This window comes from Enterobacter asburiae (genome assembly GCF_001521715.1).
Lineage (GTDB): Bacteria > Pseudomonadota > Gammaproteobacteria > Enterobacterales > Enterobacteriaceae > Enterobacter > Enterobacter asburiae.
The window spans coordinates 3,158,580-3,185,521 of record NZ_CP011863.1; the positions used below are offsets into that span (position 1 = coordinate 3,158,580).

A 26,942-nucleotide genomic window follows, 5' to 3' on the forward strand; every position below is an offset into this window, starting at 1 on the left:
GGCGTGTATAGCTCCCCTTCTGGCCTGACGGCCAAAGGAAAAAAGCGTAGCCCAATTTTAAGAAACTTCAGGATATATCATCATTATTTACCCACCTAAAAAGAGAGGTAATAGGCCCCTGCCAAAAGATATGGATGGCAGCGAAGTCAGGAGATAAATAACAACGTGTCGCTTCACCTTATCCGAAATGAAGGAGCGTAGCAATTTGCTGCAATAAAATATTCGATATATTTAGCGTCATTTCTTCCCACCGTGTTAATGAGGTAAGCATCGCTTAACTGACTGACACGAAGTGTCACTCCCGATACGCTTTTTGCATTTTTTTAATTCACAATGCCACCGACAAACGTGTGGATTTGCGCTATACTTGCCGCCTTTTTCGGCACGCTGCCGTCATTTAGCTGGCACTTTCCAGCGCGTTTACACTTTTTGAGGATACCGATATGTCACTCCCACACTGCCCAAAATGCAATTCTGAATACACCTATGAAGATAATGGCATGTTCATCTGCCCGGAATGCGCTCACGAATGGAATGATGCCGAACCATCACACGATGCTGATGCACTTGTCGTCAAAGATGCGAACGGCAATCTGCTGGCGGACGGCGACAGCGTAACCGTGATTAAAGACCTGAAAGTGAAAGGCAGTTCTTCCATGCTGAAGATTGGCACCAAAGTGAAGAATATCCGTCTGGTTGAAGGCGATCATAATATCGACTGCAAAATTGACGGCTTCGGTCCGATGAAGCTGAAATCAGAGTTCGTGAAAAAGAACTGATTTACCCGCCCGGTGGCGCTTCGCTTACCGGGCTTTCGGGAACTACACTTAACGAGCTTTTCTTACGTGAGGTAAAGATTATGCCGTTAAGTCCCTACATCTCGTTCGCCGGCAACTGTGCAGAAGCTACTTCTTTCTACCAGCAAGCCGTCGGCGCAGAACTCCTCTATAAAATCACCTTCGGCGAAATGCCAAAAAGCGATAACAGCGATGAAGGCTGTCCGTCCGGTATGCAATTTCCGGATTCGGCTATCGCTCACTCCAACGTTCGCATTGCGGGCAGCGATATCATGATGAGCGACGGAATGCCGCCGGGCAGCAACGCGCAGTACGCGGGTTTCACGCTGGTACTCGATACCCAGGACGTTAATGAAGGCAAACGCTGGTTTGACAACCTCGCCGCGGGCGGGAATATCGACATGGCCTGGCAGGAAACCTTCTGGGCACACGGTTTCGGTAAAGTCACCGATAAATACGGCGTGCCGTGGATGATTAACGTCGTTAAGCAGCAGCACTAATTTTCTGGCGGAGAGCCGTCTGCCTCCGCCTGTCATTAAACTCCCCTCAACTCTTCAAACTCCCGCAACCCAGACTTAACCCAAATGTCACATTGATGCGCCAGCATGAGGCCACATTTATCGTGAGGCCCAGCACATGCAAACCGTCATCCGCGTCGAGAAACTGAGCAAGACCTTCAATCACAATAAGGCTCTGCATGCCGTTGATCTGACCGTCCAGCAGGGCGAAATGGTGGCGCTGCTGGGGCCATCCGGTTCCGGTAAATCCACCCTTCTGCGTCATTTAAGCGGTCTTATCACCTGCGATAAAACGCCGGAAAGCCACGTCGAGCTGCTGGGCAATACCGTGCAGCGCGCGGGGCGTCTCGCCAGCGATATCCGCAAGAGCCGCGCCCAGACGGGCTACATCTTCCAGCAGTTCAACCTGGTGAACCGCCTGACGGTGCTGGAGAACGTGCTGATTGGCGCGCTCGGCAGTACCCCGTTCTGGCGCACCTGTCTGCGCTGGTTCTCCCCTTCGCAGAAGCAGGAAGCCTTACAGGCGCTGACCCGCGTCGGCATGGCGCATTTCGCCCACCAGCGCGTCTCCACCCTGTCCGGTGGACAACAGCAGCGCGTGGCGATTGCCCGCGCCCTGATGCAAAAAGCGCAAATCATTCTCGCTGACGAACCCATTGCCTCGCTGGACCCGGAGTCCGCCCGCATCGTGATGGAAACCCTGCGCGACATTAACCAGAACGACGGCATCACCGTGGTGGTCACGCTGCATCAGGTGGATTACGCCCTGCGCTACTGCGAACGCATTGTCGCCCTGCGTCAAGGACACGTGTTCTTTGATGGCGCGAGCCATCAGTTTGATAACGAACGTTTTGACCATCTCTACCGCAGCATTAACCGCGTCGAAGAGAACGCGCAGGCTGCTTAATTAAACCCGATCCGAGGAAAGTACATGAGCTACAAAGCCGTTGCCGCGCTGGCCTTTACCAGCATGTTCAGCCTCAGCACCCTGTTAAGCCCGGCGTATGCACAAGAGCAGGAAAAAGCGCTGAACTTCGGCATTATTTCGACGGAATCACAGCAGAACCTGAAGCCTCAGTGGGAACCGTTCCTGAAAGATATGGAAACCAAGCTGGGAATCAAAGTGAACGCCTTCTTCGCCCCGGACTACGCGGGCATCATCCAGGGGATGCGCTTTAATAAAGTGGACATCGCCTGGTACGGCAACCTCTCCGCCATGGAAGCGGTGGACCGCGCGAACGGCCAGGTGTTTGCCCAGACCGTCGCGGCAGATGGCTCCCCGGGCTACTGGAGCGTGCTGATCGTGAACAAAGACAGCCCGATCAACAACCTCAACGACATGCTCGCCAAACGCAAAGAGCTGACCTTCGGCAACGGCGACCCGAACTCGACCTCCGGCTACCTTGTCCCTGGCTACTACGTCTTCGCCAAAAACAACGCCTCCGCCAGCGACTTCAAACGCACGGTGAACGCCAGCCACGAAACCAACGCCCTGGCCGTGGCCAACAAGCAGGTGGACGTTGCTACCAACAACACCGAGAACCTCGACAAGCTCAAGACCTCCGCGCCGGACAAGCTGAAAGAGATCAAGGTTATCTGGAAATCGCCGCTGATCCCGGGCGACCCGATCGTCTGGCGTAAAAATCTCTCCGAGAGCACCAAGGACAAGGTGTACGACTTCTTTATGACCTATGGCAAAACGCCGGAAGAGAAAGCGGTCCTGGCGCGTCTGGGCTGGGCACCGTTCCGCCCGTCAAGCGACCTGCAGCTGGTCCCGATTCGTCAGCTGGCGCTGTTTAAAGAGATGCAGGGCGTGAAGGACAACAAAGGGCTGAAGGACGAGGAGAAGACCAGCAAAGTGGCCACCATTCAGGCCCAGCTGGAAGACCTCGATCGCCTGACCGCCGCGCTCGGTGCAATGACGAGCGTGAATAAAGCGGTGCAGTAACTCAAGTTCCCTCTCCCACAGGGAGAGGGAGAACAGCTTAAGGAGCCAACATGCAAACCATCACCCTCCCACCGCCAAAGCGCAGCTGGTTCTCGCTCATAAGCTGGGCCATCCTGCTGGCGGTGCTGGTTATCTCCTGGAAGGGCGCGGAAATGGATCCGCTGCTGCTCTTCAAAGACGCGGGCAACATGGCGACTTTCGCCGCCGACTTCTTCCCGCCGGACTTCAGCCAGTGGCAGGACTATCTCAGCGAAATGGCGGTCACCCTGCAAATTGCCGTCTGGGGCACCGCCCTTGCCGTCGTTCTCTCCATTCCGTTTGGCCTGATGAGCGCCGAAAACATCGTGCCGTGGTGGGTGTATCAGCCGATGCGTCGCCTGATGGACGCCTGTCGCGCCATCAACGAGATGGTCTTTGCGATGCTGTTCGTGGTCGCCGTTGGCCTGGGTCCATTCGCGGGCGTGATGGCGCTGTTCATCCACACCACCGGCGTGCTCTCCAAGCTGCTTTCTGAAGCGGTCGAAGCCATCGAGCCCGGCCCGGTGGAAGGCATCCGCGCAACGGGCGCCAACAAAATAGAAGAAATCCTTTATGGCGTCCTGCCGCAGGTTATGCCGCTCCTGATCTCCTATTCCCTGTACCGCTTTGAGTCCAACGTCCGCTCCGCGACGGTGGTCGGCATGGTGGGCGCAGGCGGGATTGGCGTCACCCTGTGGGAAGCGATTCGCGGTTTCCAGTTCCAGCAAACCTGCGCCCTGATGGTGCTCATCATCGTCACCGTCAGCCTGCTGGATTTCCTCTCTCAACGTTTGCGTAAGCACTTCATCTGAGAAGCGAGGCTTTGTTTTCTATGCACTTATCCAGACATCCGACCAGTTACCCTACCCGCTGGCAAGAGATTGCGGCAAAGCTCGAAGTGGAGCTGCGCACGCACTACCGCTGCGGGGACTACCTGCCCGCCGAGCAGCAGCTTGCCGACCGCTATGAGGTGAACCGCCACACCCTGCGTCGCGCCATTGACCAGCTGGTCGAGCGCGGCTGGGTCCAGCGCCGTCAGGGCGTGGGCGTGCTGGTGCTGATGCGCCCGTTCGACTACCCGCTGAACGCCCAGGCGCGCTTTAGCCAGAACCTGCTGGATCAGGGCAGCCACCCGACCAGCGAAAAGCTGCTTTCGGTGCTGCGTCCGGCCTCCAGCCACGTGGCGGACGCGCTGGGCATTCAGGAGGGCGACGACGTCATTCACCTGCGTACCCTGCGTCGCGTTAACGGCGTGGCGGTATGCCAGATAGACCACTACTTTGCGGACCTCGCCCTCTGGCCCGTGCTCCAGCATTTCTCCAGCGGCTCGCTGCATGATTTTCTTCAGGATGCGACAGGCATTGCGCTCAAGCGCACCCAGACGCGCATCAGCGCCCGTCGCGCGCAGGCGAAAGAGAGCAAGGTGCTCGAAATCCCCAATATGGCCCCGCTGCTCTGCGTGCGCACCCTCAACCACCGTGACGGCGAGATCAACGCGACGGAATACTCCGTCAGCCTGACCCGCGCCGACATGATCGAATTCACTATGGAGCACTGAATGCACTTCGACACCGCCACCCGACAGCGCTGGATGCGCGTGCTGGCCCACAGCCAGCCTGCTGCGCTGGCTGCCCGCATGAACGCGCTCAGCCTGACGCCAGACTACGACACACTTCGCGCCCCGGAGATCGGCCTCGTTCAGATCCAAGCGCGCATGGGCGGCACCGGCGAGCGCTTTTTCGCCGGAGACGCCACCCTCACCCGCGCCGCGATCCGCCTGAACAGCGGCACGCTGGGCTACAGCTACGTGCTGGGGCGCGACAAAGCGCACGCCGAGCGCTGCGCGGTGATCGACGCGCTTTTACAGGAACAACCCTATTTCCAGACGTTAATGGAAACCCTTATAGCCCCGCTGGAAGCCGACCGCGCCGCGCGCATTGCCGCACGTCAGGCCGAAGTGAATACCAGCCGGGTCGACTTCTTTACGCTCGTTCGCGGAGACAACGCATGACGCTTCAACCTGCTTTTACCCTGGCCGTCCAGGATGCCCAACACAGTTTTCGTCGCCTGCTGAAGGCGATGAGCGAGCCGGGCGTGATCGTCTCGCTGCACCAGCTCTCCCAGGGCTGGCTGCCGCTGAACCTGGCGACCACCAGCGTACTGCTGACGCTTGCCGATAACGACACTCCGGTGTGGCTCTCGGGCGCGCTGTCGAACGATATCGCCAGCCAGAACCTGCGTTTTCACACCAGCGCCCCGCTGGTCGATCAGCCCCAGCAGGCGGTTTTTGCCGTGGCCGACGAGCAAATCAGCCATGAACAATTGAATGCCCTGAGCGAAGGCAGCGCCGTCGCCCCGGAGACCAGCGCCACGCTGATCCTGCAGGTCTCCAGCCTGAGCGGCGGCCGCATGCTGCGCCTCACGGGGGCAGGCATCGCCGACGAGCGCATGGTCGCGCCGCAGCTGCCGGAGTGCATCATTCACGAGCTGACCGAACGCCCGCACCCGTTCCCGCTGGGCATTGACCTGATCCTGACCTGCGGCGAGCGCCTGCTGGCAATTCCGCGGACCACCCACGTGGAGGTGTGCTGATGTACGTTGCCGTCAAAGGGGGCGAGAAGGCCATCGCCGCCGCCCATGCGCTACAGGCGCACAGACGACGGGGCGATGAACGGCTTCCCGAGCTGAGCGTCGCCCAGATTGAACAGCAGCTAAACCTCGCCGTCGACCGCGTGATGACCGAGGGCGGCATCGCCGACCGCGAGCTGGCGGCGCTGGCCCTGAAGCAGGCCAGCGGCGACAACGTGGAAGCCATCTTCCTGCTGCGCGCCTACCGCACCACGCTTGCTAAACTGGCGGTGAGCGAGCCGGTGAATACGGCGGAGATGCGCCTGGAGCGCCGCATTTCTGCCGTTTATAAAGACGTTCCCGGCGGCCAGCTGCTTGGCCCGACCTACGACTACACCCATCGCCTGCTGGATTTTACCCTGCTGGCGAACGGCGAAGCGCCGCCGCTCGGCACCTCCGATGCCGAACAGGAACCGTCTCCGCACGTCTTCAGCCTGCTGGCAAAACAGGGCCTGGCGAAGGCGGAGGAAGACTCAGGCGCGCAGCCGGATGACATCACCCGCACGCCGCCGGTTTACCCGTGCTCGCGCTCGTCCCGCCTGCAGCAGCTGATGCGCGGCGACGAAGGCTATCTGCTGGCGCTGGCCTACTCCACCCAGCGCGGCTACGGGCGCAACCACCCGTTTGCGGCCGAAATTCGCAGCGGCTACATCGACGTCGAAATCGTGCCTGAAGAGCTGGGTTTTGCGGTGAACGTCGGCGAACTGCTGATGACTGAGTGTGAAATGGTCAACGGTTTCGTCGCCCCGGAAGACGAAGACCCGCACTTTACCCGCGGCTACGGGCTGGTATTCGGCCTCGGCGAGCGCAAGGCCATGGCAATGGCGCTGGTCGACCGCGCCCTGCAGGCGCCGGACTACGGCGAGCACGTTGCAGGCCCGGCGCAGGACGAAGAGTTCGTGCTGGCCCACGCGGATAACGTTGAGGCCGCCGGTTTTGTCTCGCACCTCAAGCTGCCGCACTACGTCGATTTCCAGGCCGAACTGGAACTGCTGAAACGCCTGCAACGGGAGCGCAAAAATGGCTAACTTAAGCGGCTACAACTTTGCCTATCTGGACGAGCAAACCAAACGCATGATCCGCCGCGCGATACTTAAAGCGGTGGCCATTCCGGGCTATCAGGTGCCGTTCGGCGGCCGCGAAATGCCGATGCCCTACGGCTGGGGCACGGGCGGTATTCAGATCACCGCCAGCGTGATCGGCGAAGCGGACGTGCTGAAGGTCATCGATCAGGGCGCCGACGACACCACCAACGCCGTGTCGATCCGCAGCTTCTTCCAGCGCGTCACCGGCGTTAATACCACCGAAAAAACCGAAGACGCGACGCTGATCCAGACCCGTCACCGCATCCCCGAAACCCCGCTGACGGAAGATCAGATTTTAATTTTCCAGGTGCCGATCCCGGAGCCGCTGCGCTTTATCGAGCCGCGCGAAACGGAAACCCGCACCATGCACGCGCTGGAAGAGTACGGCGTCATGCAGGTCAAACTCTATGAAGACATCGCCCGCTTCGGCCATATCGCCACCACCTACGCCTACCCGGTGAAGGTGAACGGGCGCTACGTGATGGACCCGTCGCCGATCCCGAAATTCGATAACCCGAAGATGGACATGATGCCCGCCCTGCAGCTGTTCGGCGCCGGGCGCGAAAAACGCATCTACGCCGTTCCGCCTTACACCCGCGTGGAAAGTCTCGATTTCGACGATCACCCGTTTACGGTGCAGGAGTGGGACGAGCCGTGCGCCATCTGCGGATCCAAACACAGCTATCTGGACGAAGTGGTGCTGGACGACACGGGCAAACGGATGTTTGTCTGCTCCGACACCGATTACTGCCGCCAACAGAGCGAGGCTAACGGCCAATGAAACCGCTGCTTTCGGTTAATAACCTGACTCACCTGTATGCGCCGGGCAAAGGCTTTAGCGACGTGTCGTTCGAGCTGTGGCCGGGCGAGGTGCTGGGGATCGTCGGCGAGTCCGGCTCCGGCAAAACCACCCTGCTGAAGTCCATCTCCGCGCGCCTGACGCCGCAGAACGGCGACATTCTGTATGAGGGCCAATCCCTTTACGGCATGAGCGAGGCCGGGCGCCGTCGCCTGCTGCGCACCGAGTGGGGCGTGGTGCATCAGCACCCGATGGACGGCCTGCGCCGTCAGGTCTCCGCCGGAGGCAACATCGGCGAACGCCTGATGGCCACCGGCGCGCGCCACTACGGCAACATCCGCGCCACCGCCCAGCGCTGGCTGGAAGAGGTGGAAATCCCCGCCTCGCGCATCGACGACCTGCCGACAACCTTCTCCGGCGGGATGCAGCAGCGCCTGCAGATTGCCCGCAACCTGGTCACCCATCCGAAGCTGGTGTTTATGGATGAACCCACCGGCGGGCTGGACGTCTCCGTGCAGGCGCGCCTGCTCGACCTGCTGCGCGGCCTGGTGGTGGAGCTGAACCTTGCGGTGGTGATTGTCACCCACGATCTGGGCGTTGCGCGCCTGCTGGCGGACCGCCTGCTGGTAATGAAACAGGGCCAGGTGGTGGAAAGTGGGTTAACCGACCGGGTGCTCGACGATCCGCACCATCCGTACACCCAGCTGCTGGTGTCCTCGGTATTACAGAATTAAGAGGCCAACATGATCCACGTACAAAACGTAAGTAAGACCTTTGTGCTCCACCAGCAAAACGGCGTGCGCCTGCCGGTGCTGCAAAATGCCTCGTTAGAGGTCAGCAGCGGCGAATGCGTGGTGCTGCACGGCCATTCCGGTAGCGGAAAATCCACCCTGCTGCGCTCCCTTTATGCCAACTATCTGCCGGATGAAGGCCACATTCACATTCGCCACAACGATGAATGGGTCGATCTGGTGCAGGCCTCCGCGCGTAAGGTGCTGGAAGTGCGCCGCACGACGATCGGCTGGGTCAGCCAGTTTCTGCGGGTGATCCCGCGGATCTCCGCCCTGGACGTGGTGATGCAGCCGCTGCTGGATCTGGGCGTGCCGCGTGAAACCTGCGCCGCCAAAGCCGCCAGCCTGCTGACGCGCCTCAACGTGCCGGAGCGCCTGTGGCATCTCGCCCCGTCGACCTTTTCCGGCGGCGAGCAGCAGCGCGTCAATATTGCCCGCGGCTTTATTGTCGACTACCCGATTCTGCTGCTGGATGAACCTACCGCCTCGCTCGACGATAAAAACAGCGCCGCCGTGGTGGAGCTGATCGAGCAGGCCAAAGCGCGCGGGGCGGCGATCGTCGGGATCTTCCACGACGAAACCGTACGCAGCCGCGTCGCAGACCGACTGCACCCGATGGGGGTCCACGCATGATTATCAATAACGTCAGGCTGGTGCTGGAAAATGAAGTTGTTGATGGCTCGGTTGAAGTCCATGAAGGCGTTATTCGCGCCTTTGCCGAAACCCAGAGCCGTGCCGCTGAAGCGATGGACGGTGAAGGCGGCTGGCTGCTGCCGGGGCTGATTGAGCTGCATACCGATAATCTGGATAAATTTTTCACCCCGCGCCCGAAGGTGGACTGGCCCGCCCATTCGGCGATGAGCAGCCACGACGCGCTGATGGTCGCCAGCGGCATTACCACCGTGCTGGACGCGGTGGCGATTGGCGACGTGCGCGACGGCGGCGACCGCCTGGAGAATCTCGAGAAGATGATCAACGCCGTGGAGGAGACGCAAAAACGCGGCCTCAACCGCGCCGAGCACCGTCTGCACCTGCGCTGCGAGCTGCCGCACCACACCACCCTGCCGCTGTTTGAAAAACTGGTCGGGCGCGAGCCGGTCTCGCTGGTCTCCCTGATGGACCACTCGCCGGGGCAGCGCCAGTTCGCCAACATTGAAAAGTATCGCGAATACTATCAGGGCAAATATTCTCTCAGCGACGCAGAGATGGCGCGCTACGAGGAAGAGCAGCTGGCGCTTGCGGCGCAGTGGTCGCAGCCAAACCGTCTCAGGATTGCCGCGATGTGCCGGGACCGCAATATCGCGCTGGCCAGCCATGACGACGCCACGCACGATCACGTGCGCGAATCCCACCAGCTTGGCAGCGTGATCGCCGAATTTCCCACCACGTTTGAAGCGGCTGAAGCCTCACGCAGGCACGGCATGAACGTGCTGATGGGCGCACCGAACATCGTGCGCGGCGGCTCGCACTCCGGTAACGTCGCGGCAAGCAGGCTTGCCTCGCTCGGCCTGCTGGATATTCTCTCGTCCGACTACTACCCCGCCAGCCTGCTGGATGCGGCGTTTCGGGTTGCCGACGATGAGAGCAACAGCTTTACGCTGCCGCAGGCGATTCGTCTGGTGACGAAAAACCCGGCCACCGCGCTTAACCTTCAGGATCGCGGGGAAATCGCCGAGGGTAAACGCGCGGACCTGGTGCTGGCCCACCGCAAGGGCGAGCACGTTCATATCGACCATGTCTGGCGTCAGGGAAAAAGGGTGTTCTGATGGGAAGGCTCATCTGGCTGATGGGGCCGTCAGGCTCCGGTAAGGATAGCCTGCTGTCGGCGCTGCGGCAGCAGGAACACGCGCGGCTTTTGGTCGCGCACAGGTACATAACCCGCGCGGCCAACGCCGGAAGTGAAAACCATATCGCCCTGAGCGAGCAGGAGTTTTTTACCCGCGCCGGGCAAAACCTGCTGGCGCTGAGCTGGCACGCCAACGGCTTTTATTACGGTGTCGGCATTGAGATCGACCTCTGGCTGCACGCGGGTTTTGACGTGCTGGTTAACGGCTCGCGCGCGCATCTGCCACAAGCGCGCGCCCGCTATGAGGCGGCCCTGCTGCCGGTCTGCCTGCAGGTTTCGCCGGACGTCCTGCGCAGCCGGTTGCAGAGTCGGGGGCGTGAATCAGCCCATGAGATCGATCAGCGGCTTGAGCGTGCGGCCCGCTATGCCCCGTCCGACTGCCACATCCTCAATAACGACGGAAGTTTGCTACAGTCAGTCGATATCTTTTTATCGCTTATCCGTCAGAAGGAGAAACAGCATGCCTGACTGCCAGCTTCGCCCCGCTACTGCCGACGATGCGCAGATTGTCTATGCCCTGATCTGCGAACTGAAGCAGGCAGAGTTCGACCATCAGGCGTTCCACGCCGGGTTTCTTGCCAATCTGCAGGATCGCAACATGCGCTACCAGCTTGCGCAGAGAGAGGGACAGGTCATCGGCATGATCGGTCTGCACATGCAGTTTCACCTCCATCACGCGCGCTGGATCGGCGAGATCCAGGAGCTGGTGGTGATGCCGCAGGCGCGCGGGTTAAAGGTGGGCAGTCAGCTGCTGGCCTGGGCGGAAGAGGTGGCGCGACAGGCCGGCGCGGAGCTGACCGAACTTTCCACCAGCGTGAAGCGCACCGACGCGCACCGTTTTTACGTTCGTGAAGGATACACGCAGAGCCATTTCCGATTCACCAAACCGCTGTAGAGGTGCGCTATGAGTCTGACCATCACGTTGACGGGAACGGGTGGCGCCCAGCTGGTGCCGGTCTTTGGCTGCGACTGCGCGGCCTGCCGCCGGGCGCGCCTGCAGGATAACTATCGCCGTCGCCCGTGCAGCGCGGTGGTGAAATTCAACGATGCCGTCACCCTGCTGGATGCCGGTATTCCGCACCTGATGGACGACTGGCCGGCGGGCAGCTTTCAGCAGTTTTTGCTGACCCATTACCATATGGATCACGTTCAGGGTCTCTTCCCCCTGCGCTGGGCGTGGGGGCGACGATTCCGGTTTACGGCCCGCCGGACGAAGCGGGCTGCGACGACCTGTTTAAACACCCGGGGATTCTGGATTTTAGCCACACGGTCGAACCGTTTGTGATGTTTGAGCTTCAGGGTTTGCGGGTCACGCCGCTGCCGCTCAACCATTCGAAACTGACCCTCGGGTATTTGCTGGAATCGGCCCACAGCCGCGTGGCCTGGCTCTCCGACACCGCCGGACTGCCGGAGAAAACGGTGAAGTTCCTGCTCAACAACCAGCCGCAGGCAATAATTATCGACTGCAGCCATGAGCCACGCGAGGAAACGCCGCGAAACCATTGCGACTTAAATACCGTGATTGCGTTAAACGAGATAATTGGCTGCCCGCAGGTGATCCTGACGCACATCAGCCATCAGTTTGACGTGTGGATGATGGATAATCCGCTGCCGCAGGGCATAGAAGCGGGCTATGACGGGATGGTGCTGGTGCTGGATTAGGTTTTCTCCCTCTCCCGTGGGAGAGGGTCGGGGTGAGGGCAACAGGCCGCACTTAACCTCGATCGTAATCGTCCTCTAACCTGCGCTCATCCTCTTCTAACCGACGACGATCGTCATCCAGCTGACGCTGACGCTCGTCGAGACGGCGACGTCTGTCTTCAAGCTGCCGACGGCGATCGTCGTACTGGCGGCTGTCGATTTGACGGCTGCGGTCATAACGATCGTCATCATCGCTGCTGCGGCTGCTGCTGGGGTTATAGGCATCGTTGATTGCCTGCTGAATGTTGCCAATAGCATCATCAACAATATCAGCATGAGCCAGCTGGCTGGTGAGTGACAGCAGACCGAATAACAGAGCAGTTGAGTAACGTTTCATAAGGCCAGACTCGCAGGTGAACTGGCCTTACGATAATGAACGGCGGAGCACTGAGGTAGCGGAGGAATCTCAAATTACCATGACCTTGCGCAGCGCCTGCGCCAGCTGCACCCGCGTAAACGGCTTGCGCAGTAGCTGGACGTCCGGCAGCTGAGGGTTATGCGCGGGCCGTAGATCCTGGCCGCTGATCAGCAGCACCGGAAGCTGCGGGTAATGGCTGCGCACATGGTTAATCACCTCGGCGCCGCTGAGGCTGCCGGGCAGCATCAGGTCGCTGATAAACATGCCAATATCCGGTGAAGCCTCCAGCATATTCAGCGCCTGTTCGCCGTTGTCTGCTTCCAGCGTCAGGTAGCCGAGCTGATGCAGCTGCTCGCACAGGGTCTGCCGAACATCGGCTTCATCTTCCAGCACCAGAACCAGCCGCTCGCTATCGACGGAGGCGGTGGCTGACAGCGCTTCATCGTCCGCCGCGGCGGGCAGCACGGAGCGCGGGAGATGAAGCCGGACGGTCGTTCCCTGCCCCGGCGCGCTTTCAATTTCCACGCGACCGCCGGACTGGCGGACAAAGCCGTAGACCATCGACAGGCCTAACCCGCTTCCGCTTCCGGTCTGCTTGGTGGTGAAGAACGGTTCAAAGACCCGGGATTTCACCTCCTGCGACATGCCGCTGCCGCGGTCAATCACCTCCAGCGCCACCATATCCTGCCTGCGCCCGTCGCTGCGGGTGACGCGCTGATTCCAGGTCCGGATTTTAATCACCCCGCTTTGCCCTTCCATCGCATCGCGCGCGTTCATCACCAGGTTGATGATGGCGTTTTCCAGCTGGCTGACGTCAATCCAGGCGGGCCAGGCCGGGGTTTGCGCTTCAATCTCCAGGGTCAGGGTGGCAGGCAGGGAGTGGCGCAACAGTTCCCGGAGGTTCTCCAGCAGCGGCAGCATCTCTACCGCATGCGGCGTCAGGGACTGCTTGCGGGAAAACGCCAGCAGGCGCTGCGTCAGTAAGGCACCACGCTCGGCCGCCTTCAGCGCCCGGGTAATGCGCGGCGCGTCTTTCGATTCGGGGTCGGTGAGCTCAAGGCTGCCGATGATCACCGCCAGCAGGTTGTTAAAATCATGCGCCAGCCCGCCGGTCAGCTGTCCAACCGCCTTCATCTTCTGGCTGTGCAGCAGCGCCTCTTCCAGCCCCTGACGCTCAACGCGGTCGATCTCCATCTGCGTGGTTTTCTCTTTCAGCAGGCGCGTGGTGTGCTCAAGCGAGGCGGTATTGCGGGCAAAAACGTTAAACGCGCGCGCCAGCTCGCCCAGCTCATCGCGCCGCTGGAGAGCGGGAACGGAGACATCCTGCTCGCCGTGAGCAAGGCGCGACATCGCCCGGGAAATCGCCGTCAGGTTAGAGGCCAGATTGCGGTAGATATACCAGCAGGCGCACCCGGTGATGATCAGCGCCAGCACGGCGAAGAAGCTGATAAACACGCTGATGGACTGCAGCTCGTGATGGCTCTGGGCCGTGCGAAGGCGGGAGGCCTGCGCCACCTGCCCGACGTACTGATTAATATCGCTGTTGAGGATCGCCACCAGCGCCTTGATGTGGAACATATACCAGCTTATCGCCAGATCGCTCTCTTCCAGCTGCTTCGACAGCGGGGCGAGCTTGCCTAACTCGGCATTAAAATCTGGCAGAACCCCCTTCACGACCGGCTGTACGGCACTCCGGGGCAGCGCTGCGGCCACGGCGTCCAGCTGCTGAACGGTCGCGCGCGGCGAAGGGGTGTCGATGGCGGCGGCGATCAGCCGGTCCATCTCCATCAGCTGCTGCGCATCCGGCACGTTGCTGTCGTAACGGCGGTTGATGTCCTGCAAATGACGCAGGTAGCTCTGGCTTTGGTACAGCGAGCTCAGCAGCGCGTTACGCTCCAGATGGCGGCGCTGGCCGCGCTCAAGCATCTCCGTCACGCTCTGCTGTAGCTCATTGCTTCGTTGAATAATGCGCGCCACCAGCGCCGGCTCCTGCTGCGCCAGCGGCGCATCCGCAAGCTGTTCCAGCGAGCGGCGCAGCGCCATTTGCGTCTGCTTCAGGCGCTCGGCTTCGCCTTTGTACTCCAGCGCCCCGACCACCTGTGAAAGCCGCACCGCCGCCGTCGCCACGTTGGCGGTATCGCGGGCCAGGTTCATGCTTCCGGTCATATCGTCCAGCGTTTGCTGCTGAACCTGCTCCTGGATCTGGCTGGCGTGACGAAAGCCGAGCACCGCCACGCCGCTCACCATCAGCGTCACGGCGACCACCAGCAGATTAAAAATCAGCAGGCGGCCGCGGGCGCTGGCGAAAAAGGGGGGGCGTGATGGCATGGGTTTGGGCTCCTCTGCGGTTTGATGCCCTCACCCTGGCCCTCTCCCACTGGGAGAGGGAAAAGAGAAATGTGACGGCGATTAGCTATTCATAACTATGACAAATATGAACAGCTTCTGACATTTTGCATTTACGCACCTGTGATGAAGTGCAGATATCGGCATTCGCAGGAGATCCGCCATGAGCAGAACCCCGGTATTAGAGATGCGCAGCATTGCCAAAACGTTTGGCAGTTTCCACGCGCTCAAGGGTGTGGATTTGACGGTCTTCCCCGGAGAGATCCACGCGCTGATGGGCGAAAACGGCGCGGGAAAAAGCACGCTGATGAAAATTCTCGCGGGAGCCTATACCGCCACCAGCGGTGAGATCCTGATCGACGGTCAACCGTTTCACATCAAAGGGCCGAAAGATGCGCTGGCCGCAGGCATTACCCTGATTTATCAGGAGATGCAGCTCGCGCCCAATCTGACCGTTGCCGAAAATATCTTTCTTGGCAGCGAGCTGTCGCGCGGCGGGATGGTGCAGCGCAAAGAGATGGCCGCCCAGGCGCAGGCGGTGATTGAGCGCCTCGGCGCACAGTTCAATGCTACCGATCTGGTGATGAAGCTGACCATCGCCGAGCAGCAGCAGGTGGAAATCGCCCGCGCGCTGCACCGCAACAGCCGCATTCTGGTGATGGATGAACCCACCGCCGCCCTCTCCTCGCGGGAAACGCATCGCCTGTTTGAATTGATTTGGCGCCTGCGCGATGAAGGGATGGCGATCATCTATATCAGCCACCGCATGGCGGAAGTGTATGAACTTTCTGATCGCGTCAGCGTTCTGCGCGACGGTCAGTACGTCGGCAGCCTGACGCGCGACAAGCTAAACGCCTCCGAGCTGGTGCGCATGATGGTGGGCCGCCCGTTAAGCGACCTGTTCAACAAAGAGCGTGATATTCCCCTCGGCAGCCCGCGTCTCAACGTCCACCACCTTACCGACGGTAAAAAAGTACAGCCGTGCAGCCTGCAGGTACGTTCCGGCGAAATCGTCGGGCTGGCGGGCCTGGTCGGGGCCGGACGCTCCGAGCTGGCGCAGCTTATATTCGGCGTGCGTAAAGCCACCGGCGGCATGATTGAGGTCGACGGCGAGCCGGTGGTGATCCACTCCCCGCGTGCGGCCATCGAAAACGGCATCGGTTTTCTCACCGAAAACCGCAAGGAGCAGGGGCTGTTTCTGGAGCTGGCGGCGCAGGAAAACATCACCATGGCGACGCTGGAGCGCGACGCGACCTTCGGCATGCTAAACCGCAAAAAAGCGCAGTCGATTTCCGATGACGCTATCGCCCTGCTCAACATCCGCGTACCCCATTCGCAGGTGCGCGCGGGCGGGCTGTCAGGCGGCAATCAGCAAAAGCTGCTGATCTCCCGCTGGGTGGCCATCGGCCCGCGCATTCTGATCCTGGACGAACCCACGCGCGGCGTGGACGTTGGCGCGAAAAGCGAGATCTACCGCATCATTAACCAGATGGCGCGCAAAGGGGTGGCGATTTTAATGATCTCCAGCGAGCTGCCGGAAGTGGTAGGCATGAGCGACCGGGTGTACGTGATGCGGGAAGGCAGTATTGCGGGTGAACTCCACGGGCGCGACATCTCTCAGGAAAACATTATGACGCTGGCAACCGGCGTGAACGACACTCATCATCAGGCGGTGCAATCATGACAACTCCAACCCATCCGCAGCAGGTGGCGAAATCCGCCTCCGCCAAAAAATTGCTGATGAGCGATCTGATGCAAACGGTCGGCATCCTGCCGATTCTTATCCTGATTGTGGCGGTATTTGGCTTTATCGCCCCAAACTTCTTCACCGAGAGCAACCTGCTCAACATTACCCGTCAGGCGTCGATCAACATCGTGCTGGCAGCGGGAATGACCTTCATCATTTTAACCGGCGGGATTGACCTCTCCGTGGGCTCGATTCTCGGCACTACGGCGGTAGCGGCGATGGTGGTCTCGCTTATCCCTGAATTCGCCATGCTCTCCATTCCGGCCGCACTGATGCTCGGCATGGTGCTGGGCCTGTTCAACGGCGCGCTGGTGGCCTTTGCCGGGCTGCCGCCTTTTATCGTGACGCTCGGCACCTATACGGCGCTGCGCGGCGCGGCGTATCTGCTGGCGGACGGCACGACGGTCATTAACTCCAACATCAGCTTCGAGTGGATCGGCAATAACTACCTCGGCCCGATTCCGTGGCTGGTGGTGATCGCGCTGGCGGTCATTGCTATCTGCTGGTTCATCCTGCGCCGCACCACGCTCGGCGTCCACATCTACGCGGTGGGCGGCAACATGCAGGCGGCGCGACTGACCGGCATTAAGGTCTGGCTGGTGCTGCTGTTCGTGTACGGCATGAGCGGCCTGCTCTCCGGGCTTGGCGGAGTGATGAGCGCCTCGCGCCTCTACAGCGCCAACGGCAACCTCGGCACGGGCTACGAGCTGGATGCGATTGCGGCGGTGATCCTCGGCGGCACCAGCTTCGTCGGCGGGATCGGCACGATCACCGGCACGCTGGTTGGCGCGCTGATCATCGCCACCCTCAACAACGGCATGACGCTGATGGGCGTCTCCTACTTCTGGCAACTGGTGATCAAAGGGGCGGTGATCATCATAGCGGTGCTGATCGACAAATACCGTACCCGACACCATCAAAGTGCATAACAACAAAACCCTACAGCTTCGAGGAATACTATATGCGTTTGAAACCGTTAGTGACCGCGCTCTGTGCTGGCGCGCTGCTTGCCGCAACGCCGTTTGCGCAGGCAAAAGATCTGAAGTCCATCGGCGTGACGGTGGGCGACCTGGCCAACCCGTTCTTCGTGCAGATCACCAAAGGTGCCGAGCTGGAAGCGCGCAAGCTGGCTGGCGATAACGTCAAGGTGACGCTGGTCTCCAGCGGTTACGATCTGGGCCAGCAGGTGGCGCAGATCGACAACTTTATTGCTGCGAAGGTGGACATGATCATCCTCAATGCCGCGGATTCCAAAGGGATCGGCCCGGCGGTGAAGCGCGCGAAGGACGCAGGGATCGTGGTCGTTGCGGTTGACGTGGCGGCGGAAGGGGCGGATGCGACCATCACCTCCGATAACACCCAGGCGGGCGAAATGGCCTGTAAGTACATTACCGATCGCCTGAAAGGCAAAGGCAACGTGGTGATCATTAACGGACCACCGGTCTCTGCGGTGCAAAACCGCGTGGAAGGCTGCCAGACGGAATTCAAAAAACATCCGGATATCAAGGTACTCTCGGATAACCAAAACGCCAAAGGCAGTCGTGAAGGCGGTCTGGAAGTCATGACCTCCCTGCTGGCGGCCAATCCGAAGATCGACGGCGTGTTTGCGATTAACGATCCGACCGCGATCGGCGCCGATCTGGCCGCGAAACAGGCTCAGCGCAACGAGTTCTTTATCGTCGGCGTGGATGGCAGCCCGGACGGTGAAGAAGCGCTGAAGCGGGAAAACTCGCTGTTTGTCGCGACCCCGGCGCAGGATCCGCAGGTGATGGCGGCAAAAGCGGTGGAGATCGGCTATGACATTCTACAGGGCAAACCTGCGCCGAAAGCGCCGGTGCTGATCCCGGTGACGATGATCGATAAAAAGAACGTCGGCACGTATAAGGGCTGGACGGTTAAATGATCCTTTTCCCTCTCCCGCAGGGAGAGGGAACTGTTTTCAAGGAGTCCCCATGAAACGCTCCGACATCAATGAAATTCTCGGCCACACGCGACAGTTCTTTTCCATGCACGACGTGCATCTCCCGCCGTTTGCCAGCTTTCCGCCCACAAAATGGCAGCAGCTTGACCAGGCCGCATGGCAGGAGGTATTCGACCTCAAGCTCGGCTGGGACGTGACGGCGTTCGGCGGCAACAGCTTTGCCGCCGAGGGCCTGACGCTGTTTACCTTGCGCAACGGCTCGCCCAACGGCGTGCCTTATGAAAAGTGCTATGCCGAAAAAATTATGCACGTGCGCGACGGCCAGGTGACGCCGTTGCATTTTCACTGGCGCAAGCGGGAAGACATCATCAACCGGGGCGGCGGAAATCTGATTATTGAGTTATGGAATGCCGGAGCGCATGAAGAAACGGAAAACACCGACGTGACGGTCACCGTCGACGGCTGCCGTCAGACCCACGCGCCCGGCAGCCAGCTGCGCCTCATGCCAGGGGAAAGCATCTGTCTGACACCCGGTCTGTACCACAGCTTCTGGGGCGAACGCGGCTTCGGCGACGTGCTGGTTGGGGAGGTGTCATCGGTAAACGACGACGAGCACGATAACCACTTTTTGCAGCCCGTTGCCCGCTATAACAACATCCAAGAAGACGAACCGGCGCTGCTGGTGCTGTGCAACGAGTACAACCTGTTCCGGATATAAGGAGTAAATGATGCCATTGATCTCTCTTGCCGACGGTCTGGAGCACGCCAGGGCGCATCGCTACGCGCTGGGCGCGTTTAACGTGCTCGACTCCCACTTCCTGCGCGCGCTGTTCGCCGCCGCGAAGCAGGAACGCTCGCCGTTTATCATCAACATCGCCGAAGTGCATTTTAAGTACGTCTCCCTGGATTCGCTTGTCGAAGCGGTGAAGTTCGAGGCCGCCCGCCACGATATTCCCGTGGTGCTCAATCTTGACCACGGCCTGCATTTCGAGGCGGTGGTGCGCGCCCTGCGCTTAGGGTTCAGCTCGGTGATGTTCGACGGCTCTATGCTGAGCTATGAGGAGAACATTCGCCAGACGCGGGAAGTGGTGAAGATGTGCCACGCGGTCGGCGTGTCGGTGGAAGCGGAGCTCGGCGCGGTCGGTGGCGATGAAGGCGGCGCGCTGTACGGGCATGCGGATGAAGCGTTCTTTACCGACCCGCAGCTGGCGCGCGAATTTGTCGATTCAACCGGCATCGACGCGCTGGCGGTTGCCATCGGCAACGCGCACGGTAAATACAAGGGCGAGCCGAAACTCGATTTCCCACGCCTGGACGCCATTCGCCAGCAGACGGGGCTGCCGCTGGTTTTACACGGCGGCTCCGGGATTAGCGATGCCGACTTCCGCCGCGCCATCGAGCTCGGCATTCATAAAATCAACTTCTACACCGGCATGTCGCAGGCCGCACTCGCCGCCGTGGAGCAGCGCATGGCGAACCGTCAGCCGCTGTACGATGAGTTTGCCGAGCTGCTGCTGGGGATAGAAGAGGCGATTACCGATACGGTCGCCGAACAGATGCGCATCTTCGGCAGCGCGGGGCAGGCATAATGGAACGTAAAGGCATCATCGCCGCAGGCAACATGCTGGTGGATCACGTCCACCAGGTCGTGCAGTGGCCGGAGCGCGGCTGGCTGGCGGAAATTACCCACAGCGAACGCTCAACTGGCGGCGCGCCGCTCAACGTGCTGCTGACGCTGGCAAAAATGCACGTTGGCCTGCCGCTACAGGCGGTGGGGCTGATTGGCGAAGACGGCGACGGGGATTACATTCTGGCGATGCTTGACCAGTACCACGTCAACCGCCAGCGGGTTCAGCGCACCACCTTTGCCCCGACCTCCATGTCGCAGGTGATGACCGATCCCAGTGGACAGCGCACCTTCTTCCACTCGCCGGGCGCCAACCGCCTGCTGGATCTTCCCGCCTTCGATCGCTTAGACGGATCGATGAAGATCTTCCATCTCGGCTACCTGCTGCTGCTCGACAGCCTGGATATGCCCGATGACGAGTTTGGTACCCGCAGCGCGCGCCTGCTGGCGCAGATGCGCGACCAGGGGTATGAAACGTCGCTCGATCTGGTTTCCCGCAAGGGCGACCCGCGCTACCAGCCGCTGGTGCTCCCTGCCCTGCGCCATCTTGATTATCTGGTGATTAACGAGCTGGAAGCCGGGGAGTTTAGCGGGCTGGAGATGCGCGACGGCAGTGACGTGCTGAATATCGCCCATATCGCCGATGCCGCGACGCAGCTGCTGGCGGCAGGCGTGCGTCAGCGGGTGGTGATCCACTGTCCGGAAGGCGCATGGGGCGAAGCGCCGGGTGAGCAAGGTCGCTGGATCCCCTCATGGCTCCTGGAGCAAAAAGACATTGTCGGCAGCGTCGGCGCGGGCGATGCGTTTTGCGCGGGGTTTTTATACGGCTGCCATGAATCGCTCCCGCTCACGGAGAGCATTTATCTTGCACACGCCTGCGCGCGAGCCAGCCTGCTGGCCGCCAACGCGATTGACGGCGCGAAAACGCTGGCCGAGCTGCGGCTGTTTATCAAAGAGAATACTTAGGCCGCTTTCTCGCTATGGGAAACATCGGTGGCAAACACGTAACCCAGCCCCCGGATGGTTTTGATGAGCGCAGGCTGATGCGGATTAGCCTCGATCTTCCGGCGCAGGCGCATGATCAACACGTCAATCGTGCGGTCGAACACGTCCGCGCTTTCGCTGTGGGTCAGCTCAAGCAGCTGGTCACGACTCAGCACCCGACGGGCATTTTGCGTAAGCGCCAGCAGCAGGCCGTACTCGCCCTGGGTTAAGGGGACAGGGTTACGCTGCGGATCGCTCAGCTCACAGCGGGTGGTATCGAGCGTCCATCCGTTAAAAGCAATGCCCGCTACGGGCGCTGCGGGGACTTCCGCAGCCAGCACGCCCGTACGGCGCAATACCGCTTTAACGCGGGCGACCACCACGCGCGGGTTGAACGGTTTGCCAATATAATCGTCGGCCCCCATCTCCAGCCCCACCACCACGTCTGACTCACTGCCCAGCCCGGTTAACATGATCACCGGTAGCGCCGGGCGCTGCTTTTGCAGCTGCAGCAAAACCTGTAAGCCGTTGATATCCGGCAGCATCATATCCAGCAGTACCAGCGCAATATTCGGCTCCTGCTGTACCTGCCGCAGTGCATCCTGGCCGTTATGGCAGACAAGCACGCTAAAGACGTGCTCGCTCAGCACGTCCTGAAGCAGTTCGCAGACTGCCGTATCGTCATCTACCACCAGAATCGCCGGTTTCATCGTATGCTTCCGTCAGGGGATTATGTTAAGTCTGAACCATTCTGCCGTCGGCTCCAGTCAAATGGTTTTTTCAGTGACGGAAATTCAACCCATGTCACATCCGATGCCCTGTCGACACGTCAATTTTGACGATTGGCTGCTTTTTGTCAGGGTTTTCACCGCGAAGGGACCGTAAAGTCAGGGTATACCCATACAAAAAACATGGCATAGAAGCTGCATAGTGGGTGCGAATGATTCGATTAACTGGAGCAGACTGATGAAAAAAGTCGTCACGGTTTGCCCTTATTGTGCCTCAGGTTGCAAGATCCACCTGGTGGTCGATAACGGCAAAATCGTCCGGGCGGAGGCCGCACAGGGGAAAACCAACCAGGGCACGCTATGCCTGAAAGGTTACTACGGCTGGGATTTTATTAACGATACCCAAATCCTCACCCCGCGCCTGAAAACCCCTATGATCCGCCGCGAGCGCGGCGGCAAGCTGGAAGCCGTCTCCTGGAGCGAGGCGCTGGATTACGTCGCCACGCGTCTGAGCGCCATCAAGACCAAATATGGCCCGGATGCGATTCAGACCACCGGCTCTTCACGCGGGACGGGGAATGAAACCAACTATGTGATGCAAAAATTCGCGCGCGCCGTTATTGGAACCAATAACGTCGACTGCTGCGCTCGCGTTTGACACGGCCCATCGGTTGCAGGTCTGCACCAGTCGGTCGGTAACGGCGCAATGAGTAATGCCATCAACGAGATAGATAACACCGATCTCGTCTTCATCTTTGGCTATAACCCGGCGGATTCTCACCCTATCGTCGCGAACCACGTTATTCGCGCTAAGCAGAACGGGGCGAAAATCATCGTCTGCGATCCGCGCAAAATTGAAACCGCGCGCATTGCGGATATGCACATCGCGTTGAAAAACGGCTCGAACATCGCGCTGCTGAACGCAATGGGGCACGTCATTATTGAGGAGAACCTGTACGACCAGGCGTTTGTCGCGACCCGTACGGAAGGCTTTGAAGAGTATCGGAAAATTGTCGAAGGCTATACGCCAGAGTCGGTGGAAACAATCACCGGCGTCAGCGCGCAGGAGATCCGCCAGGCGGCACGGATGTATGCCGGGGCGAAAACCGCCGCCATCCTGTGGGGAATGGGCGTGACCCAGTTCTATCAGGGCGTGGAAACCGTGCGTTCTCTGACGAGTCTCGCGATGCTGACCGGTAATCTGGGTAAAGCGCACGTCGGCGTCAACCCGGTACGTGGTCAGAATAACGTTCAGGGCGCCTGCGATATGGGCGCGCTGCCGGACACCTACCCGGGCTACCAGTACGTGAAGTTCCCGGAAAACCGCGAGAAATTCGCGAAGGCCTGGGGCGTGGAAAGCCTGCCGGAACACACCGGATATCGCATCAGCGAGCTGCCGCACCGCGCGGCGCACGGCGAAGTGCGTGCGGCCTACATCATGGGTGAAGATCCGCTCCAGACCGACGCTGAGCTGTCTGCGGTGCGCAAAGGGTTTGAGGATCTGGAGCTGGTGATTGTCCAGGATATCTTCATGACCAAAACCGCGGCGGCGGCGGATGTGATTCTACCGTCAACCTCCTGGGGCGAGCATGAAGGCGTCTACACGGCGGCGGACCGCGGCTTCCAGCGCTTCTTTAAGGCGGTCGAGCCGAAGTGGGATCTGAAAACGGACTGGCAGATCATCAGCGAAATCGCCACCCGCATGGGCTACCCGATGCACTACAACAACACTCAGGAGATCTGGGACGAGCTGCGCAATCTGTGTCCGGACTTTTATGGGGCAACCTATGAAAAAATGGGTGAGCTGGGATACATCCAGTGGCCGTGTCGGGATGAGTCAGAAGCCGACCAGGGGACGTCATACCTCTTTAAAGAGAAGTTCGACACCCCGAACGGGCTGGCGCAGTTCTTCACCTGCGACTGGGTCGCGCCGATCGATAAACTCACCGACGAGTATCCGATGGTGCTCTCCACCGTGCGTGAAGTAGGCCACTACTCCTGTCGTTCGATGACGGGTAACTGCGCCGCGCTGGCGGCGCTGGCGGACGAACCGGGCTATGCGCAAATCAACACCGCCGACGCGCAGCGCCTCGGCATTGAGGATGAAGCGCTGGTGTGGGTGAACTCGCGCAAAGGCCGGATCATTACCCGTGCGCAGGTCAGCGATCGTCCGAACAAAGGGGCGGTCTATATGACCTACCAGTGGTGGATTGGCGCCTGTAATGAGCTGGTCACGGAGAACTTAAGTCCGATAACCAAAACGCCGGAGTATAAATACTGCGCCGTACGCGTGGAGCCAATTGCGGATCAGCACGCTGCGGAACAGTATGTCATCGACGAATATAACAAGCTGAAAGCCCGACTGCGCGAAAGCGCAATGTGCTGAAGCCGTTAATTCATAAGTGAATAAAGGGAGTGAGATATTCACTCCCTTTTTATTTCCGATTAACTCATCAAATATATGAATTATTATTCTGGAAAGCGGCTCGCAGAAATAATGTAATTTTCGCGAAAAAGAATTACATCTTTGCATTTTAATTCAGAGGGATAAGATGTGCGGCGGGTGCTTAAGACTTTCTGTCTTGAGCATTGTTGAGGGACAGAAAGTAGAAAGCCCCGGGAAATTTTCATTTACCCGAGGCTACTCTCCCTCAACTCCGACAAGTTGAGAGTAGCCTCTTATTCTTTTTTTGACAAGGAGTAAAAGGCATGACGCCATTAAAAACTGCGTTAGGCATGGTCTTTATTATTTGCCTGACGATAGTGATCTTTACCTTTATTACTCGAGGTAAGTTATGCGAGTTTTCAATAAAGGGTGAACATCAGGAGGTGGCGGCAAAATTAGCCTGTAACGCAGGCTAACCTCTACGGGCGGAACCACGGTTCCGCCCGGCTTGCAGGATGCTGAGGTCTTAATGCACCCATTTTTTTCTTCTGTCGCCGCGATTATACTGCGCGGCGTGTACCCCGATGATAAGAACCCATGAAACATATTTTTCTGTTGTTGTTACTTTTTACATCGCTTGTCCGTGCCGACGAGATTGGCAGTCAGTACAAAGAACAGGCTGAAGCGGGTGACGCCCGTGCCCAGTATTATTTGGCCGATACATACTTTAGCTCCGGTGACAGCAAGCAGGCCGCACTGTGGGCCGAGAAAGCCGCTAAAGGTGGCGATGTCGACGCCATGGGGCTGCTCTCTCAAATCCTCTTTACCCAGGGAAATTATGCGCAAGCTAAGGCACTGGCGCAGCAGGCAACCATAGCGGGCAGCAAACGCGGCGCGATCATGCTGGCGCGCGTGCTGGTCAATACTCAGGCAGGTAAAACTGACTATCCTCAGGCCATCAAACTGCTGCAAACGGCGGCCGAAGATATCGATAACGATTCTGCGGTAGATGCGCAAATGCTGCTCGGGCTGATTTATGCCAACGGCGTTGAAGTTGCCCAGGACGACGTGCAGGCCGCCTCGTGGTTCAAGCGGAGCTCGGCACTTTCACGCACGGGCTACGCCGAGTACTGGGCAGGGATGTTGTTCAGGCAGGGAGAGAAAGGCTTTATCACGCCCAATAAACAGAAAGCGCTCTACTGGTTGAACCTGAGCTGCACTGAAGGGTTTGATACGGGATGCGAAGAGTTTGATGCGTTAAGCGGGGAGTAAAGTGCCGGGTGGCGGCTTCGCCTTACCCGGCCTACAAAACCCGCAGGCCCGGTAAGCGCAGCGCCACCGGGCTTAGGATGTTACTGGTCGGCCGTCTTATCAAAACGACCCAGCACCTCGCGTTCATACGCCAGCGCTTTTTTACGATCGAATTTGTGTTCCCACTTGGCGATAACCAGCACCGCCAGAGCATTCCCCACCACGTTCAGCGCGGTACGCGCCATGTCGAGGATACGGTCGACACCGGCGATAAACGCCAGACCTTCCAGCGGAATACCGACGCTGCCAAGCGTTGCCAGCAGCACCACGAAGGAGACGCCCGGAACGCCTGCAATACCTTTGGACGTCACCATCAGCGTCAGCACCAGTACGATCTCCTGCCACAGCGACAGGTCAATGCCGTACAGTTGCGCAATAAAGATAGCGGCGATGCTCTGGTACAGCGTCGAACCGTCCAGGTTAAAGGAGTAGCCGGTCGGTACCACGAAGCTGGTAATAGAGGCAGGCGCGCCGTAGGCTTCCATCTTCTCAATGATGCGCGGCAGCACGCTCTCAGAACTTGCCGTGGAGTACGCCAGAATCAGCTCATCTTTCAGGATGCGAATCAGGATCCAGATGCTCAGCCCGCACAGGCGCGCCACGATCCCCAGCACCACCAGCGCGAAGAACAGAATGGCGAAGTGCACCAGGAGCACCAGCTTCGCCAGCGGCCACAGGGAGGCAAAACCGAAGTTCGCCACGGTCACCGCGATAAGCGCAAACACCCCTACCGGCGCGTAACGCATCACCATGTGGGTCACTTTAAACATGGTTTCGGAGATAGAGCGGAACACGGTCACCAGCGGTTCGCGATGCGTCGCTGGCAGTGAAGAGAGTCCCAGACCAAACAGCACCGAGAAGAAGATGATAGGCAGCATCTCGCCCTTCGCCATCGACGCCACGATGTTGGTCGGCACCAGCGACAGAATAGTGCCCATCAGGCCATGCGCATGACTCTGCACGTCAGCGGTCGTACTTTGGTATTTCGAAATATCCACCGTGGCCAGCTGCGACATATCGATCCCGGAACCCGGCTGGAACACGTTCGCCAGCGTGATACCGAGGATAATCGCAACCGTAGTGATCACTTCGAAATAGATAATGGTTTTCGCGCCAATACGGCCTAACTGTTTCGCATCGCCGACGCCCGCAATACCGACCACCAGCGTCGAGATCACAATCGGTACCACGATCATCTTGATCAGATGAATAAAGATATCCCCTGCCGGAGAGAGCAGGTTCGCAATCAGCCATTCGCGGCTGTCGCTATGATAGTGGAGGTAACTGCCCAGCAAAATGCCCAGCACAAGGGCGATTAAGATCTGCCAGGCAAGGCTGACTTTAATGTTTTTCATAGAAACTGACTTCCTCAATGAAGCGCCTTATTCACTCAAACTGCATGA

28 protein-coding genes and 1 pseudogene are annotated in these 26,942 nt (G+C 59.4%); 25 read left to right on the forward strand and 4 right to left on the reverse strand.

All coding sequences use genetic code 11. The annotated features are described in order from the left end of the window. Window positions 1-443: 443 nt before the first annotated feature. The 16 genes and pseudogenes from ACJ69_RS15265 (at window position 444) to phnP (ending at window position 12,092) form a co-directional block, all read left to right on the forward strand. Entirely contained in the window at window positions 444-779 is a 336-nt protein-coding gene (locus tag ACJ69_RS15265; RefSeq protein ID WP_023310096.1) for a zinc ribbon domain-containing protein YjdM, read from the forward strand. Window positions 780-859: 80 nt separating this feature from the next. Further along, on the forward strand, window positions 860-1,297 hold the full coding sequence (gene yjdN, locus ACJ69_RS15270) for a VOC family metalloprotein YjdN (RefSeq protein ID WP_047646860.1): 438 nt from the start codon (window positions 860-862) through the stop codon (window positions 1,295-1,297). Between the two features lie 136 nt (window positions 1,298-1,433). Continuing rightward, window positions 1,434-2,222: a phosphonate ABC transporter ATP-binding protein gene (phnC, locus tag ACJ69_RS15275; RefSeq protein WP_023334215.1), complete on the forward strand. Its 789-nt coding sequence runs from the start codon at window positions 1,434-1,436 to the stop codon at window positions 2,220-2,222. Window positions 2,223-2,246: 24 nt separating this feature from the next. Then, window positions 2,247-3,263, forward strand: coding sequence for a phosphonate ABC transporter substrate-binding protein (gene phnD, locus ACJ69_RS15280; protein ID WP_048976469.1), 1,017 nt, complete (start codon window positions 2,247-2,249; stop codon window positions 3,261-3,263). Between the two features lie 50 nt (window positions 3,264-3,313). Beyond that, window positions 3,314-4,093: a phosphonate ABC transporter, permease protein PhnE gene (gene phnE / locus ACJ69_RS15285; protein WP_023334213.1), complete on the forward strand. Its 780-nt coding sequence runs from the start codon at window positions 3,314-3,316 to the stop codon at window positions 4,091-4,093. Window positions 4,094-4,113: 20 nt separating this feature from the next. After that, entirely contained in the window at window positions 4,114-4,839 is a 726-nt protein-coding gene (gene phnF, locus ACJ69_RS15290; protein ID WP_023310091.1) for a phosphonate metabolism transcriptional regulator PhnF, read from the forward strand. Beyond that, window positions 4,840-5,292 carry a phosphonate C-P lyase system protein PhnG gene (gene phnG, locus ACJ69_RS15295; protein ID WP_033144437.1) on the forward strand — a complete coding sequence of 151 codons (453 nt, stop codon included), beginning with the start codon at window positions 4,840-4,842 and terminating at the stop codon, window positions 5,290-5,292. Further along, a complete protein-coding gene (phnH, locus tag ACJ69_RS15300; RefSeq protein WP_032662532.1) occupies window positions 5,289-5,873 on the forward strand; it encodes a phosphonate C-P lyase system protein PhnH in 585 nt (194 codons plus the stop codon). The genes phnG and phnH overlap by 4 nt, the downstream gene beginning before the upstream one ends. Next, window positions 5,873-6,937 carry a carbon-phosphorus lyase complex subunit PhnI gene (locus ACJ69_RS15305; protein WP_059347277.1) on the forward strand — a complete coding sequence of 355 codons (1,065 nt, stop codon included), beginning with the start codon at window positions 5,873-5,875 and terminating at the stop codon, window positions 6,935-6,937. Before phnH ends, ACJ69_RS15305 begins: the two co-directional genes overlap by 1 nt. Further along, window positions 6,930-7,775, forward strand: coding sequence for an alpha-D-ribose 1-methylphosphonate 5-phosphate C-P-lyase PhnJ (gene phnJ, locus ACJ69_RS15310; protein WP_023310087.1), 846 nt, complete (start codon window positions 6,930-6,932; stop codon window positions 7,773-7,775). The genes ACJ69_RS15305 and phnJ overlap by 8 nt, the downstream gene beginning before the upstream one ends. After that, the gene (gene phnK, locus ACJ69_RS15315; protein ID WP_059347278.1) at window positions 7,772-8,527 is read left to right on the forward strand and encodes a phosphonate C-P lyase system protein PhnK; all 756 of its coding nucleotides are present in this window, start codon (window positions 7,772-7,774) and stop codon (window positions 8,525-8,527) included. The genes phnJ and phnK overlap by 4 nt, the downstream gene beginning before the upstream one ends. 9 nt (window positions 8,528-8,536) lie before the next feature. Continuing rightward, window positions 8,537-9,217: a phosphonate C-P lyase system protein PhnL gene (gene phnL / locus ACJ69_RS15320; RefSeq protein WP_059347279.1), complete on the forward strand. Its 681-nt coding sequence runs from the start codon at window positions 8,537-8,539 to the stop codon at window positions 9,215-9,217. Further along, window positions 9,214-10,350 carry an alpha-D-ribose 1-methylphosphonate 5-triphosphate diphosphatase gene (gene phnM, locus ACJ69_RS15325; RefSeq protein WP_054829828.1) on the forward strand — a complete coding sequence of 379 codons (1,137 nt, stop codon included), beginning with the start codon at window positions 9,214-9,216 and terminating at the stop codon, window positions 10,348-10,350. Before phnL ends, phnM begins: the two co-directional genes overlap by 4 nt. Then, window positions 10,347-10,898 carry a ribose 1,5-bisphosphokinase gene (gene phnN, locus ACJ69_RS15330; RefSeq protein WP_155616782.1) on the forward strand — a complete coding sequence of 184 codons (552 nt, stop codon included), beginning with the start codon at window positions 10,347-10,349 and terminating at the stop codon, window positions 10,896-10,898. The genes phnM and phnN overlap by 4 nt, the downstream gene beginning before the upstream one ends. Further along, complete coding sequence (gene phnO, locus ACJ69_RS15335) at window positions 10,891-11,325, forward strand: aminoalkylphosphonate N-acetyltransferase (protein ID WP_059347281.1); 435 nt, start codon at window positions 10,891-10,893, stop codon at window positions 11,323-11,325. Before phnN ends, phnO begins: the two co-directional genes overlap by 8 nt. A gap of 9 nt (window positions 11,326-11,334) precedes the next feature. Beyond that, window positions 11,335-12,092 (forward strand): annotated as a pseudogene (gene phnP, locus ACJ69_RS15340) (phosphonate metabolism protein PhnP). Between the two features lie 52 nt (window positions 12,093-12,144). Here phnP and yjdP read toward each other — a convergent pair. Then, window positions 12,145-12,468, reverse strand: coding sequence for a DDRRRQL repeat protein YjdP (yjdP, locus tag ACJ69_RS15345; protein WP_049007719.1), 324 nt, complete (start codon window positions 12,466-12,468; stop codon window positions 12,145-12,147). Window positions 12,469-12,537: 69 nt separating this feature from the next. Continuing rightward, on the reverse strand, window positions 12,538-14,817 hold the full coding sequence (locus ACJ69_RS15350; protein ID WP_059347282.1) for an ATP-binding protein: 2,280 nt from the start codon (window positions 14,815-14,817) through the stop codon (window positions 12,538-12,540). 181 nt (window positions 14,818-14,998) lie between these two features. On the opposite strand from ACJ69_RS15350, the gene ACJ69_RS15355 reads away from it, so the two are divergent. Genes ACJ69_RS15355 through ACJ69_RS15380 form a run of 6 tightly spaced genes read left to right on the forward strand, consistent with a single transcriptional unit; the run spans window position 14,999 to window position 21,096 of the window. After that, on the forward strand, window positions 14,999-16,519 hold the full coding sequence (locus tag ACJ69_RS15355; protein WP_059347283.1) for a sugar ABC transporter ATP-binding protein: 1,521 nt from the start codon (window positions 14,999-15,001) through the stop codon (window positions 16,517-16,519). After that, window positions 16,516-17,511, forward strand: a complete 996-nt coding sequence (locus ACJ69_RS15360; protein WP_029741569.1) for an ABC transporter permease subunit — start codon at window positions 16,516-16,518, stop codon at window positions 17,509-17,511. The genes ACJ69_RS15355 and ACJ69_RS15360 overlap by 4 nt, the downstream gene beginning before the upstream one ends. Window positions 17,512-17,543: 32 nt before the next feature. Continuing rightward, window positions 17,544-18,485, forward strand: coding sequence for an ABC transporter substrate-binding protein (locus ACJ69_RS15365; RefSeq protein ID WP_021242935.1), 942 nt, complete (start codon window positions 17,544-17,546; stop codon window positions 18,483-18,485). Window positions 18,486-18,534: 49 nt separating this feature from the next. Then, the gene (locus ACJ69_RS15370) at window positions 18,535-19,221 is read left to right on the forward strand and encodes a D-lyxose/D-mannose isomerase (RefSeq protein ID WP_059347284.1); all 687 of its coding nucleotides are present in this window, start codon (window positions 18,535-18,537) and stop codon (window positions 19,219-19,221) included. A 10-nt stretch (window positions 19,222-19,231) separates the two neighbouring features. Beyond that, window positions 19,232-20,092, forward strand: coding sequence for a ketose 1,6-bisphosphate aldolase (locus ACJ69_RS15375; protein ID WP_054829830.1), 861 nt, complete (start codon window positions 19,232-19,234; stop codon window positions 20,090-20,092). Continuing rightward, the gene (locus ACJ69_RS15380; protein WP_059347285.1) at window positions 20,092-21,096 is read left to right on the forward strand and encodes a carbohydrate kinase family protein; all 1,005 of its coding nucleotides are present in this window, start codon (window positions 20,092-20,094) and stop codon (window positions 21,094-21,096) included. Before ACJ69_RS15375 ends, ACJ69_RS15380 begins: the two co-directional genes overlap by 1 nt. Here ACJ69_RS15380 and ACJ69_RS15385 read toward each other — a convergent pair. Beyond that, the gene (locus tag ACJ69_RS15385) at window positions 21,093-21,824 is read right to left on the reverse strand and encodes a response regulator (protein WP_047646875.1); all 732 of its coding nucleotides are present in this window, start codon (window positions 21,822-21,824) and stop codon (window positions 21,093-21,095) included. The genes ACJ69_RS15380 and ACJ69_RS15385 overlap by 4 nt on opposite strands. Before the next feature lie 256 nt (window positions 21,825-22,080). On the opposite strand from ACJ69_RS15385, the gene fdhF reads away from it, so the two are divergent. From fdhF to ACJ69_RS15405, 3 genes are all read left to right on the forward strand, one after another. Beyond that, window positions 22,081-24,228: a formate dehydrogenase subunit alpha gene (gene fdhF / locus ACJ69_RS15395; protein ID WP_081051435.1), complete on the forward strand. Its 2,148-nt coding sequence runs from the start codon at window positions 22,081-22,083 to the stop codon at window positions 24,226-24,228. Between the two features lie 323 nt (window positions 24,229-24,551). Beyond that, a complete protein-coding gene (locus ACJ69_RS15400; RefSeq protein ID WP_054829833.1) occupies window positions 24,552-24,704 on the forward strand; it encodes a Hok/Gef family protein in 153 nt (50 codons plus the stop codon). A 121-nt stretch (window positions 24,705-24,825) separates the two neighbouring features. Next, a complete protein-coding gene (locus tag ACJ69_RS15405; protein ID WP_029740746.1) occupies window positions 24,826-25,500 on the forward strand; it encodes a tetratricopeptide repeat protein in 675 nt (224 codons plus the stop codon). 80 nt (window positions 25,501-25,580) lie between these two features. Here ACJ69_RS15405 and gltP read toward each other — a convergent pair whose 3' ends face one another. Then, window positions 25,581-26,894 carry a glutamate/aspartate:proton symporter GltP gene (gene gltP, locus ACJ69_RS15410; RefSeq protein ID WP_059347286.1) on the reverse strand — a complete coding sequence of 438 codons (1,314 nt, stop codon included), beginning with the start codon at window positions 26,892-26,894 and terminating at the stop codon, window positions 25,581-25,583. Between the last annotated feature and the right edge of the window lie 48 nt (window positions 26,895-26,942).